The following is a 16252-nucleotide window of genomic DNA, read 5'->3' as shown; positions in this document are numbered from 1 at the left end:
TTTCAACTGCGTGCCGCCCACCAGGCGTCCGTATCGTTCGCATCCAGCCGAACGCTTGTCAGACTCGCGCCGCGCCCTCGCGCTTCCTGAATACCAGGCTGAAATTGTTGGCCGGCATTGCGATCGGCTCGTCGCACAGCAAACCGACCGAGGCGCCTAACGCCACCACGGCTTCCATATCGCGCACGCCCCATGCGGGATCGCGGCTGCGCAATTGCTGATCGAACGCATCGTTGCTCGGCGATGTATGCGCGCCGCCGCGCTTATAAGGACCGTACAGATACAGTACGCCGCCATCGGCGAGCCGGCGGCTCGCGCCGGCAAACAGCGCTTGCGCCGCGGTCCATGGCGAGATGTGAATCATGTTGATACAGACTACCGCGTGGAGCGTACCGAGCGCGTCGGTGCCCCAATCGGGCTGATGCACGTCGAGCGCGAGCGGCGCGCGCACGTTTTTGAGCCCTGCATGCGCGGTCCACGCGGCAATCGATGCGCGCGCGTCGGTGTCGAGATCGCTCGGTTGCCAGTCGAGACCAGGCAACGCGCCGGCGAAGCAGATTGCGTGCTGGCCGGTGCCGCTGGCGATTTCCAGCACGCGGCCGGCGGCCGGCAACACCTCGCGCAATACCGCGAGGATCGGTTCGCGATTGCGTTCGGCGGACGGCGAGTGTTGCCGCAGCGCGGGATGGAAGTCAGTCATGTTCAGCTTCAGTTTTAGTACAGACCCGTGCGCAGTCTTTCGACAAGTTCACGGTCATAGGTAGCGGCGTCGAAACTCGCGCCGTTGATGCGCCGATGAATCTCGCCCGCGCTCGGCAAGCGTGAGCGTTCCACATGTTGTGCCGGATCCCAGAGTTTCGAGCGCACCAACGCCTTCGAGCAATGAAAGTACACCGCGTCGACGTCGATCAACAGCACGGTGCGCGGCAGTTTACCGTCAACGGCGAAGCTTTCAAGCAATTCCGGATCGTTCGAAATGCGGCCGCGGCCGTTCACGCGCAAACTCTCGCCGACGCCCGGCACGATGAACAACAGCGCCAGATGCGGCTCGGCGATGATATTGCGCAGACTGTCGATGCGATTGTTGCCGATGCGGTCCGGCAACGCGAGCGTACGTTCGTCGATGAGACGCACGAAACCCGGCGCGTCGCCGCGCGGCGAGCAGTCGAGGCCATCGGGACCGGCGGTGGCGAGCACCACGAACGGTGCGACTTCGATGAACGCGCGATAGTCTTCGTTAACGTAGGGAATCTCTTTGCGCACCGCGCGCTCGTGTGGCTGACCGTAGATTGCTTCGAGCTGTTCGATCGTCGTCAACATCGGCGTTCCTTTGTACCGTGGCGGTTGTTTTCGTTGGATCAGTGTGGCGCAGGGAGCGTGATTATCGGCGATTGCGGCGCGAGGCGCTGTTCGAACTGCCTGGTCAAACCCGCTCAATCCAGCGCCAAACGGCCCGCCAACGCGATCAGCGTATCCGCACAAGGCGCGGCAATTTTCAGCGACAGCAGCGGATCGGCCCGCGTGCGCCCAAGATTGATCGCGACGACCGGCTTGCCCTGCTTCTGCGCCCACACGCAGAAGCGATAGCCTGAATAGACCATCAAAGACGAACCGACCACCAGCACCGCATCCGCCGCATCGAGCGCATGCGATGCCGCGTCGACGCGCTCGCGCGGCACGCTTTCGCCGAAGAACACCACCGACGGCTTCAACAAGCCGCCGCAGTGCGAGCACGCCGGAATGCGGAACGCCTCGAGATCGTGCCATTCCAGATGCGCGTCGCCATCGGCGGCGGTTTCGGCGGTGACGTTCAGCAAGGCGGGATTCTCGGTTTCGAGCGTCTGCTGGATCGATGCGCGCGCGTGCTGCGTCCCGCAGTCGAGACACGTCACTCCGTTGATCCCGCCGTGCAATTCGATCACCTCGCGGCTGCCCGCGCGCTGATGCAAACCGTCGACGTTCTGTGTGACCAGCGTCGGCACATGACCGGCCGCTTCGAGCCGGGCGAGCGCGGTATGCGCGGCGTTCGGCTGCGCGTCGGCGACCACCGGCCAGCCGACCATGCTGCGGGCCCAGTAGCGCTGACGCATCGCCACGGTGCCGAGGAATTCCTGCAACGTGATCGGCGGCGAGCGTTTCCATTCGCCGTTGTCGTCGCGATAGCCGGGAATGCCGGAGTCGGTGCTGATGCCCGCGCCGGTCAACACGAACAAACGCGGATAACGCTGCACGAAGCTGTGCAGGTCATCCAGGGTATGCGGGTCGACGTGCGATTCGCTGAAGGTTTCGATGTGAGCGGGCTGAAGGTCGGTCATGACGGGGACGTTTGGTATGGCTGCGGCCTTGACGTGAAACGTAAGCGCCGTTCAGCGGCGTGTGCGCGGCTTGCTCTGCCGCGCCTGTTGCGCCTGTCGCGCCTGCCATTGCTCGAGCGCGGCCTGATAGCGATCGAGTGCGTCGTCGTAAAGATCGAAGACACATGGAAAGCAGCCGCTATGACAACAATCGTCGAGATCGGGCTGCACGGGCGGCACCGGCTTCGGGTCGTCCTTGGGCGTGGCTCGGGGCACGGCGAATGGCTTCCGGATGACGGGAAGCGTTCAGTATAAGTTGATCTTCCGCGCCGCGTGCGGCGGCGCCTGGCATGCAACGCTGCAGCTGTATAGCGATCAGCCTCGGCCCACGAACGGCATTTTGCTCGCCATGATGGTCATGAATTGCACGTTCGCCGACAGCGGCAGGTCCGCCATATGCAGCACCGCGTCGGCCACGTACTGCACGTCCATCAGCGGCTCGACGGCGATTTCGCCGTTCGCCTGAGGCACGCCCCGCGCCATGCGCTCGGCCATCTCCGTTGCGGCATTGCCGATGTCGATCTGGCCGCAGACGATGTCGTACTTGCGGCCGTCGAGCGAAACGGCTTTCGTGAGACCGGTGATCGCGTGCTTGGTCGCCGTGTAGGCGATGCTGTTCGGCCGCGGCGCGTGTGCCGAGATCGAGCCGTTGTTGATGATGCGCCCGCCGCGCGGCGTCTGCGTTTTCATCAGACCGAACGCGGCGCGCGTGCAGAGAAACACGCCGGTGAGATTAGTGTCGACCACCGAGCGCCATTCGTCGATATCGAGTTCGTCGATATCGACAGGCGACCCGTTACGGCCGGCGTTGTTGAACAGCACGTCGAGCCGGCCGCGCCGCTCGCGAATCGTGTCGAACAGCGCGGCGACGCTGGCGGCATCCGTCACGTCGCAAGCCACGGCAAGCGCGTCGCCGCCCAACTGCTGCGCTTCCTGGACGACGTCGTCGAGCGCCGCCTGGCGACGGCCGGCGAGCACGACGCTATAGCCGTGTTCCAGCAGCTTCAGCGCACAGGCGCGGCCGATGCCGCTGCCCGCACCCGTCACCAGCGCGACCTTCTTGATTCCCGTTACTGTCACAGCACATCTCCTTGTTTTGCAGACTGGCTGCAGGCGAACATCCCGGACTCAACGGCGCGGACTGAAGCGCGCGACCGATCGAAATCGATCAATCCAGCGCGCGGTCGTTCCGGTTCGCGAACGGCGACTTCATCTCCGCCGACAGCGGATAGTTCAGGTTGATGCCCTTCGGCGGAATCGGTCGCGTGAACCACTTCTGATACATGGTGGCCGCCTCACCCGAGCTTTGCAGCCGCGCGATCACGCCGTCGGCGAGTTTTTTGAAGCCCGGATCTTCCTTGCGAAACATACAACCATTATGCGCACCGCGTCGAACGGCGCAACAATGGTATCGTTTGCCGTTGTGCGCGATGCGCGCGAAGCAAGGCCTTCCTCCCCAGGACGGAGGAAGGAAAACTGGAAGCACCCGGAAGCACCGCTAATGACCGAACTCTCCTCGCCGCCACGCAACGCGGCTGGCGCCCAAGCCGCGCCGCGCCGCCGCTGGCCGCGCACCGGCTATCCCGCAATACTGACCGCCACCGCCGCGTGGCACGTCGCCGTACTGGCCGGCTGGCTGCTCGCGCCGTCCGCGTGGCCGTGGTGGCTCGCCGCGATCTTTGCGAATCACGCCATTTTCACGGTGGCGGGCCTGTTGCCGCGCACCTCGCTGCTGGGCCCGAACTGGACGCGGCTGCCCGCCGGCGCGCACAATGCCGACGCCATCGCGCTGACCATCGACGACGGCCCCGACCCAGAGGTCACGCCGCAGGTACTCGATCTGCTCGACGCCTACGGCGTGCGCGCCACGTTCTTCTGCATCGGCGCGAAGGCGCAGCGCTATCCGGCGCTGGCACGCGAGATCGTCGCACGCGGCCATGCGCTTGAAAACCATTCGCAGGTTCACGTGCACACCTTTTCGGTGACGTTTCCGGGCGCGCTCACGCGTGAGATCGACGCCGCGCAGCGCACCTTCGAAGAACTGGGCGGCGAGCGGCCCTTGTTCTTCCGCGCGCCGGCGGGTCTGCGCAACCTCTTTCTCGAACCCGTGTTGCAGAAGCTCGATTTGCGGCTCGCGGCATGGACGCGGCGCGGCTTCGATACCCGCGAGCGCGATCCGCAAGTCGTCGCCGCGCGGTTGCTCGACGGCCTCGCCGCGCGCGATATCCTGCTGCTGCACGACGGCAATGCCGCCCTCACCGTCGAGGGCAAACCGGTGATACTCGCGGTTCTGCCGCGTGTGATCGACGCGGTGCGCCGCCAGAAATTGCGCTTCGTCACGCTGCGAGAAGCGCGTATCGACGCCTGAACACAGCGGCTGCGGCTCGCCTCCCGGCACGCTGCGAGCCGCGCAAAAACCACTGCTACACGCGAAAATCCGCCGCCATATCTTCCTCGGTGCGAGCCTGCAATACACCGCTGCGACAGGCTTTCATGAACACTTCGTAATCGCTCTCCACCTGGTCTGCATAGGAGGCGGCATAGCCGGCGAGCGCTTCCGCGAACTGATCGCCGCGGCCAATGTACGAGCTGACTTCGATGGCCTTGCCGCTCGCCTTCGCATGCGCGCGCGCCATGATCCAGCCGCACAGCCGTGCATAGCCTTCCAGCAGGTCAGCGTCGAATAACTCGATGTTCGCCGACAGTTTCATGTCGCGCAGTTGCCGGAAATAAAAATCCCGCCCCATCGGCCCGCTCGCCCAGCCGAGGAAGATGTCGCTCGCGGCCTGCAACATACGTTGCCCTTGCACGACGCGTTCGCCTTCGTGCTTGATGGCCGGCGACTTGTAGTGCTGCGCGATCACCGATGGCCGCGCTTCCTTGATTTGCAGGAACAGCGGCTTGTCCATGTGATCGACGCTCAGCACCACCATACAGCGCGTGCCCACGCTGCCGACGCCCGCCACCTTGAACACGATATCCTGCACGGTGAAATGACTCAGCAACTCACGCCGGTCGTGCGACATCGTCTTCAGATAGTCGCCCCACATGCGTTCGAGCATCTTGCGCCAGTTGGCGCCCTTGTACGCTTCGGTCTCTTCCGTCGTGAATAGCGCGTTCGCGCCCAGCACGTGGAACAGCACCGGCGGTGCATCGCGGATCGTCCAGTGGTCGCCGTTGTGCTCGGCCATTTTCTCCAGCGAGCTTTCGTGAGTGCGGTTCGCTGCCTTTTCCATGCCGCGCCGCACGGTGCGGCGGCGCTCCGGGGTCAGCGCGGTTTCCGCCATCCGGTCGAAGGTGATGCGGTCGTACCAGAGTTCGAGCGCACCGCATTGCGCATATTGCGCTATGCGATCGCGATATTCGGTGACGGCCGTCATCACCAGATTCTCAGCCGCGCCGCGACTCAAACCCATGTGCCGCGCGGCGACCACGAGGCTCGCGGTCAGGCGTTTCAGGTCCCACTCGAAAGGACCGACCGCCACTTCGTCGAAGTCATTCAAATCGAATACGAGCTGTCGCTCAGGCGTGGCGAAACCGCCGAAATTCATCAGATGGCCGTCGCCGCAGATCGGCATGGTGAGGCCCGTGTCGGAAATCTGGCTCAAATCGTTGGCTTGCAGAATCGCGGTGCCGCGAAAGAAGGTGAACGGCGAGACGGCCATGCGCCCATAGCGCAACGGCACGAGGTTTTCGACACGGCCCTCGTTGCTTTGCTTGAGCAGTTCGATCGGGTTGCGCTTCAGCTCACCTACCGTGCGGTGGCTCGAACGCTTCGAGTGCTCGCGGGCGGCACGGCCAAGAGCTTCCCGTTCGGCGATGGTGCTGGCTTTCATGCTCTTCTCCGGTTTTTTTGTGGATCTTTACGATCGGTTTTCGAAGACTGCTTGCAGCTAAGCTCGCCTTTGCTTTTTTTCGCTATTCTGGGGCGCGATCCTAATGGTATCGGTTTTTTAGCGTTCCCCCTGTGCTGTTTGCCTGCTCGGCGCTTTGGGTTGTACGCCTGCGGCGTTGGCCTTTTCTTGATTTGTTAGTGGTCTATTAGCTTCGCCCCTGTGCGGGGCGGGCACTTACTTTCTTTGCCGCCGCAAAGAAAGTAAGCAAAGAAAGCGGCTTCACACCGCTAATTCTTAAGCGGGTCCCCTGGCTTGGAGGAGGTAGTGGAGCATCTGGAATCTGTGTTCTCGCACATTCGGCGTGAGTGACAAGGCAGTCATACTTCCGGCGGCGCTGCGCGCGCCGTAGCGGTACTTCATCAAACCACCTCCTGCTTTTGGTGCTCACGTTTCGTCCGGCGCGTTGGTCTGCTGTTGCATTGCCAACGCTAACCGTGGTGTTGGCATTTCGCTCTGGGTGGTAGTTCGCGCCTGCATAGAGCAGCGCCTCACCGAAGCGCAGCCGATGGCCCTCACCACGCACAAACGAAGCCGCGGGTTTCCCTTGCGGACCGTTCCGGCGAGCACGCAGTGCGAGGCGGGAAGGATGACTGCCTTGTCACCAGCGCGGAATGCGCGATGACACAGATTCCAGATGCTCCACTGCCTCCTCCAAGCCCTCAGGATTACCCACATCTGTGCCGGGATAGCGCTTGTAAACAGCTTGAGGTGGTGTTAACTTGAGGCACCGCCACAGGAACCAGACGCAATTGCCTTCGACCGAGAATCAGGATGACCAGGACGACTGGGCCGACATCGAATTCGGTGCGGCAAATCTGGGCGATGCCCGTTTGACGAATCGGCTCGTTGCACTGGCACGCCGGCTTGCCAGCACACCGGACTGCTCGTTTCCACGCTCCATGGATGCCGCCGAACTCAAGGCGGCCTATCGCTTCTTCGATAACGACCAGGTCGATACGGACGGTGTGCTTGCACCTCACGTAGACCAGACGCTCAAGCGCATGACCCAGGTGCCAGTCGTGCTCGCGGTGCAGGACACAACCGAATTCAACCTGACGCATCTGGGCGCGACCGAAGGCCTGGGCTACGGCACGGGCAACCAGTCGCGCGGCTTCATGCTGCACAGCCTGCTGGCCGTGACACCGGAAGGCCTGCCGCTCGGCGTGCTGGGCATGAAGACGTGGGTGCGCGATGACGCAGATCTGGGCCGCAGGCGTCAACGCTCAAAGCGCGACTTCAATGACAAGGAAAGCGTTAAATGGGTTGAGGGTCTGAACCATCTGGCAGCCCTTAAGACCCGATGTCCCGATACGCGCATGGTGGGCGTGGGCGACCGCGAAAGCGACGTCTATGAAGTGTTCGTGGCCGAGCGGCCTGCTGGCGTAGACTGGCTCATTCGTGCGGCATGGGACCGTCGGACGGCGCACCCCGAGCGTTATCTCTGGGACACGGTGACGGCGAGCGCCCCATCAGGCGAGATCGAACTGGAGTTGCCGGCACACCGCAACATGGCCCGGCGCACTGCGCGTCTGACGCTGCGTTGCACGCAGGTCAGCCTGATTGCACCACCCAGACCGTCGACCAAAGGCACCGGGCGCGCCCGGCTCACCCCGGTGGATGTGTTTGCAATCCACGCACTTGAAACCGATCCGCCAGCGGGCGTCGAGCCGCTCGAGTGGATGCTGCTCAGCTCTGTGCCCACGCTCACGCTGAGCGATGCACTTGAACGACTCGAATGGTATGCACGTCGCTGGACGATCGAATCGTGGCATCGTGTGCTCAAAAGCGGCTGTCGGATCGAGGCGCGCCAGTTCGGCAATCTTGAACGGTTCGTCCGCGCGACCGCGCTATTTGCAGTGATCAGCTGGCGAATCATGTACGCCACGCTGCTGGGTCGGGCCGACCCGGATCTGTCGTGTGAAGTGCTACTTCAGCCCGACGAATGGCGCGCGCTTTACTGCCGCGCCAACCGCACCTCAAAACCACCGGTGGCAACGCCTTCGCTAGGCGAAGTCGTACTGTGGATCGCCAAACTCGGCGGTTATCTGAACCGTAAGCATGATCACCCGCCCGGGCCCACCGTCATGTGGCGAGGGTTCCTGGTCCTTCACGAAATCACCGAGATGTACCGGATCTTTAGCCAGGACGGGTGATTCACATCACGAGATGTGGGTAATCCTGAGCTCCAAGCCAGGGGGCCCGCTTAAGAATTAGCGGGGTGAAGCCGCTTTCTTTGCTTACTTTCTTTGCGGCGGCAAAGAAAGTAAGTGCCTGCCCCGCACAGGGGCGACGCTAATAGACCACTAACAAATCAAGGAAAGGCCAACGCCGTAGGCACACCACCCAAGACGCCGGCCAGGCAAAAAAACCTCAAACAACCACAACAACTCTCCGAGGAGACAAAACCGAAACAACAAAACTAACAACAACATTACCCACAAGAGCAATCAACCCGATATAAACCGGATAGACAGCGTCGCCAAAATGCATGGCAAACACCGGCTTGAGCCCTTGCGAAACGGCCATCCCAGTCCCAATGACAATCCCAACAAGCCACCCCATGAACAACCCCGGCGTGTTCAACCGCCGCGTATAAAGAGAAAAAACAATAGCCGGAAAGATCTGCAAAATCCAAACCCCACCCAGCAACTGCAAATCAATCGCATACTGCGTCGGCAAAAACACAATAAACAACAGCGCGCCAAACTTGACGACCAGAGAAACAATCTTCGCAGTAGAAGCTTCCGCCGCAGGCGTGATATCCGGCGAGACGAGAGGACGCCACAAATTCCGCGTAAACAGATTGGCCGCCCCAATCGACATGATCGCGGCGGGCACCAACGCGCTAATCGCGATCGCCGCGGCTGCAAAGCCGACGAACCACGAAGGAAACAGCGTGTTGAACAGCGCGGGCACCATGTCGGACGCCGACTTCACATGCACGCCGGCCGCAATCGCCATATACCCAAGCAACGCAATCAGCCCCAGCAACAACGTATAAGCCGGCAAGAAAATCGCATTCTTACGCACCGTGCTCACGGACGAGGACGACAACACCGCCGTCATCGTGTGCGGATACATAAACGCGGCCAGCGCCGAACCCAAGGCAAGCGATGCATACGCGGTAAATTGCGCCGGCTTCAGGATGATGCCCGTCGCGCCACCCTTGGCCTTGAAATACGTATCGGCCGCATCGAACACATGCGCGTAACCGCCGAGCTTCGACGGAATCAGCCACACCGCCGCGATCACGACGATGTAGATCATGATGTCCTTCACGAACGCGATCATCGCCGGCGCCCGCAAGCCGCTGGCGTACGTGTACAACGCAAGAATCACGAAGGCGACGATCAACGGCATTTCGCCACTCACGCCCAAGCCCTTGATCACGACCTGCATGCCCACCAGTTGCAGCGCGATATACGGCATCGTCGCGACAATGCCGGTCAGCGCAACCGCAGCCGGAAACCACTTGCCGCCATATTCGCCCTGCACGTAGTCGGCTGCCGTGATGTGGTCCTTCTCCTTCGCGACTTTCCACAGCCTCGGCATCACCGCGAACACGAACGGGTAGACGATGATCGTGTACGGCAATGCGAAGAAACCATACGCACCCACCGAGTACACCAGCGCGGGCACCGCGATCACGGTATAGGCGGTATAGAAGTCGCCGCCCACGAGGAACCACGAAATCACCGTGCCGAACTGGCGGCCGCCAAGTCCCCATTCATGCAACTGCGTGAGGTCGCCCCGCTTCCAGCGCGCGGCAAAAAAACCGATCACGGTGACGAGAACAAAGAACGCGATAAAGACGGTCATCGCAACCGGATTCACAGGATTCAGATCGCTCATTTGACACCTCGATACACGGCGTAAATCAGTAGCGAGGTCAACGGCACCCACAAGAACTGATACCAGTAGAAGAACGGAAAGCCGGCAAACGAGGGACGCGTGTCGTTATAGAACGGCAGCCACAACAGTGCGATGTACGGAATCAGCAAGATAAGCCATAGCCATGAACGGCCGGCCGGTTGGGAGGTCTCCACGAACTTCTCCTAAGTCTATTATCGAAACCGCGTGACATGACTTGTGGTCCGGCACGCGGACAACCGGTTACCTGCTATCAGGCGCAAAAACCGGAGTTTGCTTGTTGCCCAAGCGAGAATGGATTGGCGCGACGGCTTATCCAATTCGTCGATCGAACATTCAGACGAATGCGGAAAAACACCGCAGGTCATGGCCACCGGCGTAGCGACGGCGAACGCCGTCCCCTTGCGACGGTGCACGGACTGAGCTTGAAACGAGGTTCATGTGTCTCCTGCTGATTTTATAAATATGCCGGGCCGGCCCGGATCCGCGACAGTGCGCCAGAAGACGCGCCCGTCCGCAAGGCGCGGCACGCCGTGGGGATGTAGTATTCGCCTTCATGAGCGTCCTCACAAGCGCGCAACTACGTAAGGCGGCTACGCAATACTACGTAGCCCGACGGCCGTCTTTTCAACGATGAAACTCAAAGCGAAGATCTTCCTGCTGGCTATCGTGCCCTTTCTGGCCGCCATCGCGAGCATCGAAATCGGCGTGCGCCACGAAGCCACGGCGCTCGCCGAAACTCAGCACGCCACGACGCAGGCTGCGTACATGGCCAGCAAGGAAATCGAACTCAAGCACTACGTCGAGCTCGCGACCACAGCGATCGCGCCGCTCTACAACGCTGGACGCGACAATGCGCGCGACGATGCAATGCTGCGCACCCGCGCGCTCGACATCCTGGAGAAAATGGATTTCGGCCAGGACGGCTACTTCTTCGTCTACGACATGCATGGCCGTTCGCTGATGCATCCGCGTGAGCCGGATCTGGTCGGACGCGATCTGTGGGCGCTGCGCGATCCGCAAGGCGCGCCGACGATTCAACAACTGCTCGCCGCCGCCTCGCGCGGCGGCGGCTATGTGCGTTACGTCTGGCATCGTCCGTCGACGGGCAAGCTCGCCTCGAAACTCGGCTATGTGGTGCCGCTCGAACGATGGGGCTGGATGATCGGCACCGGCATCTATCTGGACGACGTGGATACGACGCTCGCGCACATCGACCAGGGCGCGGCGGCGAACATCGATCGCACGATGAAGTGGATCGACGCGATCGCACTGGCCGGACTCGCCGTGATCGCGTTGTGTGCGCTGGTGCTCAACGTCACCGAATACCGCAGCGCCGACGCGAAATTGAAACGGCTCGCGCAGCAGGTGGTCGAGTCGCAGGAACACGAACGCGCGCGGCTCTCGCGCGAACTGCACGACGGTATCAGTCAGATGATGGTGTCGGCCAAGCTGCTGCTCGAATCGGCGCTGGCGCGCTTCGAACGCAGCGAGACGCGCGTGCCCGCGGCGGAAGCCGCGCTCTCGACCAGTCTCGCGCGGCTCGGCGACACGCTGCGCGAAGTACGCCGCATTTCCCACGCGCTGCGTCCGTCGATGCTCGACGACCTCGGCGTAGCAGCCGCGCTGGAACAACTCACGCGAGAATTGAGCGACGAGTCGGGTATCGCGATCGGCTTCACGCAGATCATGCACACGAACGCCGCGGCTTTGCCGGAAGCGGTCAACACCGCGCTGTTCCGCATTGCGCAGGAAGCGCTGACAAATATCGTGCGGCACGCACAAGCATCGAGCGCGGCGCTGTCGCTCGAAGTATCGAACGATGCCGTCACGCTATCGATCTCCGACAACGGGCGCGGTTTCGACGTGGCGCATGCGTTCGTCGGTCCACGCGCCGGTGTCGGACTGCGCAACATGCGCGAGCGGCTAGACGCGCTGGGCGGCAAGCTGTCGCTCAGCTCGCAAACCGGCCATACGATCGTGACCGCGCGCGTGCCGTTGGGAACACACGCGCCTCATTTGCCGGCCTTGCAGGAAAACTGAATATGAACGACACCTCATCCGCCATCGCACGTCTGGTTTTGATCGACGATCATCCGCTCGTGCGCGACGGCTTGCGGGCCCGGCTCGAAGCGGTGCGCAACATCGAGATCGTCGGCGAAGCGGGCAATGCGCAGGAAGCGCTCGTGCTCGCGGCTAGCCACGAACCTCATCTGGTGCTGATGGATGTCGGGATGAACGGCATGAACGGCATCGCGCTAGCCGGCATGTTTCATGAGCGCTTCCCTGCGATTCGCGTGCTGATGCTGTCGATGCACGACAATCTCGAATACGTGACCCAGGCGGTACGCGCGGGCGCCAGCGGCTACGTGCTGAAGGACTCGCCCGCAACCGAGATCATCCAGGCGATCGGCGCGGTGCTCGAAGGCAAGACGTTTTTCAGCGCGGGGCTGGGCGCGCGCCTGATTCAGGCGTCGGCGACGCAATCGCCGATTGAACGGCTCACCCCACGCGAACGCGATATCCTCGATGCACTCGCGGAAGGCCTATCGAGCAAACAGATCGCTCAACGCAACGACCTGTCCGTGCGCACCGTGGAGACACACCGGCTGAATCTGAAGCGCAAGCTCGATATCGAAGGCCAGGCCGAGTTGATCAAGTTCGCCGTCGAGAATCGACGCAAGGGCCGGTAAGGTCATGATCGAAGGCGGCTGCACCGCTTTCGCCCGTGGAGCAAGCGCGCCCAGGAACCGGAGACGAAAGAATGAAACATCCGATCCGTCGCACTCTGGCAAGTCTGCTGATCGGCGTGCTCACTTGCCAGGCCCACGCCGAAGATGAACGCGTCAACCGCGGCCACGATCCTTTCTTCCAGATTTCCAAAGCGATCAGCGGATGCCCGGTGCCTTTGGGTCCGCTCGAAACCGAACAGGAATGGTTGGACGACAGTCATTACCGGATCGAGCGCGGCAACAGCTGCTGGGTGGAAGGCCGTTGCCGTTTATCGAACGCGTACCTCTACGACGTCGAAATCGCCGAGGCAGTCCAGCGGCGTCTCGCCAACATCAACTTCGCGACTCATTGGCGCGAACAGTCGACGCTGTGGCTCATGCTGCAACGTCGCTTCATCTACGTGCAGGGTTGCGTTGCACCCGGATTCGACAAGAAAACCTTCCTGGCCGAACTCGCAAAAACCGCGGACGTCGAGCGCGTCATCGACGACACGACGAACAACCCGCATGCAGCGCAATTACCCTATAAAACCCTGGCGGATCCGAACAAACCGGTGATCGATCCCGGCAATTAATGCCGGCAACGACTGCTGGGGAATCAGCACCTCTCCAGGCGGCGCAAACTTTTAATTGTCACCGCCACGGTCACCGTTTTCCCGGATGATCCTGGCAATCAACACATCGGCATCGCGCGAGACATTGTCGTGCACGCGAGTACTTTGCGCGGCTGCCAACGTCTCGTTGCCGATCAGATGACCGCTGCGCACGTGCGTATCGACAGACACCTGCATCGACAGGCCGAGCCGCAGCGGATGTGCGGCGAGTTCGGCGGGGTCGAGCGAAATCACGATCGGCACGCGCTGCACGACCTTGATCCAGTTACCGGCCGCGTTCTGCGACGGCAGCATCGAAAACGCACTGCCGGTGCCCGCCGAGAATCCCTCGACGCGGCCGCGATACGCCACCTGCGAGCCGTACACGTCCGACACGATGCGCACCGGCTGCCCCACGCGCATGCTGCGAATCTGCCCTTCCTTGAAGTTGGCTTCGACCCACAGACGTTCGAGCGGAATGATCGACATCAGCGCGAGCCCCGGGCCGACCTGCTGACCGATCTGCACCGACCGTTGCCCGACCGTGCCGTCGACGGGAGAAACAATGGTCGTACGCTGCAGATTTCGATAAGCAAGCCGCAGTTGCGCGGCAGCTTGCAGCACCGGAGGACTGGCCTCGATTGGGAACTTGCCGCCGAGCGCGCGCGCGGCGTCGAGCTGGACCTGCGCCGAGGCGAGGTTCGCCTGTGCTACCGCCACCGCTTCACGGGCGCGCGCCAATTCTTCCGGCGACACGACTTCCACCGGCGCATGGTCGCGCGCCGCCAGCGCGCGCTGCGCGAGCGCGAGTTCCGCGCGGCGCGCGTCGATCGATTGCACGTAGAGCTTGCGCGAGATCGTCGCGTTCGCGACCTGGCGCACGGCCAGCGTCAGTTGCGCCCTCGCCTGCGCGAACGCGGCGGCAGCCTCGGCGTCATCGAGTTTGACGAGCGGTTGGCCCGCGCGCACCTGCCGCGTGTTGTCCACCAGAATATCGGTGACGGTGCCGGGAATCTGCGCGGCGATCTGCACGATATTTCCCGCGACGTACGCGTCGTCGGTCTCCTCGTAGAAGCGCGCGCTCAGGCTCCAGTACGCCCGCCACGTCACGCCGGCAAGCGCGACCACGCCGAAGAAGAGCGCGAAACGGCGCCGGCGCGTCACCCGCTTAAGGTCATTAAGGTCGTGCGCGCCGCCCGCTACGCTCGCCGCGCTGGCCTGTTCTTGCGTCCAGCCGGCGGCATGCTGTGCCTGTTTATCGTTGTGCATTCAATCGAAGTGCGTGTCCGTGATGCGTGCGTGAGAGGGAAAAGCGGTCTGATAATGAGAGATCGGCGCGCCGGCCACCTTGCGCTCGTCGAAGCCGCCGCCCAGCGCGCCGACCAGCGCGACCTGCAACATCCGGCGGCGGCCCTGCAAATCGACTTGTTGCGCGCGTTCATCGAGCAACGACAAATCGGCGAGCGTCACGTCCTTCTGCATGCCGATGCCACGCCGATGGCGCTCTTCAGCAATCGCGACAATGCGTGAAGCCGCCTGCACCGCGCGAGTCTGCTCGACGGCGAGCGTATCGACCGTGCGCAACGAGGTGAGCTGACGCGCGACCTCGCCGAGCGCTTCGTCGATCGTCTTGTTGTACAGGCTCACCGCCGCGTCGACGTTGGCGTAATCGCCGCCCAGCTGCGCGCGCAAGCGGGCCCGGTCGAACACCGGCAACGAGATCGCCGGTCCGATCGAGCCGGTCATCGCGGCGCGCGAGAACAGCGCGGCGGGCGTCAATGCGGTCAGGCCCGCAAAGGCCACCAGATTCACGTCCGGATAGAACTGCGCACGCGTCGCGTCGATGTTGGCGAGCGCCGCTTCGGCCCGCAAGCGCGCCGCCACGATGTCCGGGCGGCGGCCCAGCAGGTCGACCGGCAGTTGCGCGGGCATCGGCGCGTCCGCCGCCGCGGCAAGCTGCGGACGACGAAGCGACAACCCGCGCTCCGGTCCACGTCCTGTCAGCACGCCGAGTTGCAGTTCGGTCAGCTTGATGCGCTCGTCGTTGAGCGCCTGCTGCGATGCCAGTCGGCTTTGCTTGAGCGTGGCGTCGGCCGCGTCGTAGGCGTTGTCGAGGCCGCGCGCGCCGCGCTCACGCAGCACGGCATCCACCATGTCCGCGGCCTGCTGCTTCTGCCGCAGAATGTCCTGCATCGCAAAGGCACGGTCGAGCTCGCAGTAAAGCGTCACCAGCGCGACCGTCAACGTGAGCCGCGCCTGCTCCGCATCGATCCGTGTCGCGTCGCGCGTGGACAGCAGGCCGCGCGTCAGCGCGGCGTTTTTGCCCCACAGGTCGAGCTGGTAGCTCAAACCCGCAAACAATGCGGCCGGCGACACCACTGGATCGTTGAACAACTGCACTGGAATCTGCTGGCCGCCCACCGACACGTTGGCGACATCGGCGGGCTGCGGCAAGCGGGTCTTGCTGACGGTCGCCGCCGCCGTACCGGTGAGACCGGTCAGCGACGCGAACTGTTCGAGTTGCGCCTGGGCCGCGCCTACTCTCGCCCTGGCGATCTGCAAGTCGGGATTGTTCTGCAACGCCTCGGCGACCAGTTCGTCCAGTTGCGGATCGCGATAGCGCTTGACCCAGTCGGGCGCGGGCCACGCGCCGTTCGCACCTGGCCCGATGGTTTGCGAGAGCGCATCGGCGAGCGGCTTGATCGGTTGGACGTTCGCGTGCAGACCGACATCGCTGACGCAGCCGGTCAACGCCGCTGCAATCAGCAGCAACGGCCAGGTGCGTCGCGTGATGAATCGCATACGCC

At 62.8% G+C, this 16252-nt stretch carries 15 protein-coding genes and 1 pseudogene; 5 read left to right on the top strand and 11 right to left on the bottom strand.

Annotated elements, in window-relative coordinates:
- Nucleotides 1–58 precede the first annotated feature (58 nt).
- From WN982_RS24755 to WN982_RS24730, 6 genes and pseudogenes are all read right to left on the bottom strand, one after another.
- A complete protein-coding gene (locus WN982_RS24755) occupies nucleotides 59–700 on the bottom strand; it encodes a DUF938 domain-containing protein (protein WP_341318282.1) in 642 nt (213 codons plus the stop codon).
- A 14-nt stretch (nucleotides 701–714) separates the two neighbouring features.
- The gene (locus tag WN982_RS24750; RefSeq protein ID WP_341318281.1) at nucleotides 715–1320 is read right to left on the bottom strand and encodes a pyridoxamine 5'-phosphate oxidase family protein; all 606 of its coding nucleotides are present in this window, start codon (nucleotides 1318–1320) and stop codon (nucleotides 715–717) included.
- Nucleotides 1321–1433: 113 nt separating this feature from the next.
- Complete coding sequence (locus WN982_RS24745) at nucleotides 1434–2315, bottom strand: NAD-dependent protein deacetylase (protein WP_341318280.1); 882 nt, start codon at nucleotides 2313–2315, stop codon at nucleotides 1434–1436.
- A gap of 51 nt (nucleotides 2316–2366) precedes the next feature.
- Entirely contained in the window at nucleotides 2367–2570 is a 204-nt protein-coding gene (locus WN982_RS24740; RefSeq protein ID WP_341318279.1) for an oxidoreductase-like domain-containing protein, read from the bottom strand.
- A gap of 99 nt (nucleotides 2571–2669) precedes the next feature.
- The gene (locus WN982_RS24735) at nucleotides 2670–3434 is read right to left on the bottom strand and encodes an SDR family oxidoreductase (RefSeq protein ID WP_341318278.1); all 765 of its coding nucleotides are present in this window, start codon (nucleotides 3432–3434) and stop codon (nucleotides 2670–2672) included.
- An 88-nt stretch (nucleotides 3435–3522) separates the two neighbouring features.
- A pseudogene (locus tag WN982_RS24730) lies at nucleotides 3523–3729 on the bottom strand (amino acid ABC transporter substrate-binding protein); the annotation flags it as partial.
- Between the two features lie 126 nt (nucleotides 3730–3855).
- Here WN982_RS24730 and WN982_RS24725 point away from each other — a divergent pair.
- Nucleotides 3856–4722: a polysaccharide deacetylase family protein gene (locus tag WN982_RS24725; protein WP_341318277.1), complete on the top strand. Its 867-nt coding sequence runs from the start codon at nucleotides 3856–3858 to the stop codon at nucleotides 4720–4722.
- A 55-nt stretch (nucleotides 4723–4777) separates the two neighbouring features.
- Here the strand turns inward: WN982_RS24725 and WN982_RS24720 are convergent, their stop codons facing one another.
- Nucleotides 4778–6190, bottom strand: coding sequence for a DUF2252 domain-containing protein (locus WN982_RS24720; protein ID WP_341318276.1), 1413 nt, complete (start codon nucleotides 6188–6190; stop codon nucleotides 4778–4780).
- A gap of 809 nt (nucleotides 6191–6999) precedes the next feature.
- On the opposite strand from WN982_RS24720, the gene WN982_RS24715 reads away from it, so the two are divergent.
- Nucleotides 7000–8403 carry an IS4 family transposase gene (locus tag WN982_RS24715; RefSeq protein ID WP_341316138.1) on the top strand — a complete coding sequence of 468 codons (1404 nt, stop codon included), beginning with the start codon at nucleotides 7000–7002 and terminating at the stop codon, nucleotides 8401–8403.
- 217 nt (nucleotides 8404–8620) lie between these two features.
- On the opposite strand, the gene WN982_RS24710 is transcribed toward WN982_RS24715, so the two are convergent.
- Both WN982_RS24710 and WN982_RS24705 read right to left on the bottom strand, forming a co-directional pair.
- Nucleotides 8621–10102 carry a sodium:solute symporter gene (locus WN982_RS24710; protein WP_341318275.1) on the bottom strand — a complete coding sequence of 494 codons (1482 nt, stop codon included), beginning with the start codon at nucleotides 10100–10102 and terminating at the stop codon, nucleotides 8621–8623.
- A complete protein-coding gene (locus WN982_RS24705) occupies nucleotides 10099–10296 on the bottom strand; it encodes a DUF3311 domain-containing protein (protein WP_310817902.1) in 198 nt (65 codons plus the stop codon). The genes WN982_RS24710 and WN982_RS24705 overlap by 4 nt, the downstream gene beginning before the upstream one ends.
- Nucleotides 10297–10753: 457 nt before the next feature.
- On the opposite strand from WN982_RS24705, the gene WN982_RS24700 reads away from it, so the two are divergent.
- From WN982_RS24700 to WN982_RS24690, 3 genes are all read left to right on the top strand, one after another.
- The gene (locus WN982_RS24700; RefSeq protein ID WP_341318274.1) at nucleotides 10754–12163 is read left to right on the top strand and encodes a cache domain-containing protein; all 1410 of its coding nucleotides are present in this window, start codon (nucleotides 10754–10756) and stop codon (nucleotides 12161–12163) included.
- 2 nt (nucleotides 12164–12165) lie between these two features.
- Nucleotides 12166–12813, top strand: coding sequence for a response regulator transcription factor (locus WN982_RS24695; RefSeq protein ID WP_341318273.1), 648 nt, complete (start codon nucleotides 12166–12168; stop codon nucleotides 12811–12813).
- A 71-nt stretch (nucleotides 12814–12884) separates the two neighbouring features.
- Nucleotides 12885–13427, top strand: a complete 543-nt coding sequence (locus WN982_RS24690; RefSeq protein WP_341318272.1) for a hypothetical protein — start codon at nucleotides 12885–12887, stop codon at nucleotides 13425–13427.
- A 51-nt stretch (nucleotides 13428–13478) separates the two neighbouring features.
- On the opposite strand, the gene WN982_RS24685 is transcribed toward WN982_RS24690, so the two are convergent.
- Both WN982_RS24685 and WN982_RS24680 read right to left on the bottom strand, forming a co-directional pair.
- On the bottom strand, nucleotides 13479–14714 hold the full coding sequence (locus WN982_RS24685; protein ID WP_341318271.1) for an HlyD family efflux transporter periplasmic adaptor subunit: 1236 nt from the start codon (nucleotides 14712–14714) through the stop codon (nucleotides 13479–13481).
- Nucleotides 14715–16247, bottom strand: a complete 1533-nt coding sequence (locus WN982_RS24680; RefSeq protein WP_341318270.1) for an efflux transporter outer membrane subunit — start codon at nucleotides 16245–16247, stop codon at nucleotides 14715–14717.
- Between the last annotated feature and the right edge of the window lie 5 nt (nucleotides 16248–16252).

Origin of the sequence: Paraburkholderia sp. IMGN_8, assembly GCF_038050405.1 — a bacterium.
GTDB lineage: Bacteria > Pseudomonadota > Gammaproteobacteria > Burkholderiales > Burkholderiaceae > Paraburkholderia.
Note: the sequence above shows the minus strand (reverse complement) of the source record. Positions and strands in the feature narration are given on the sequence as shown.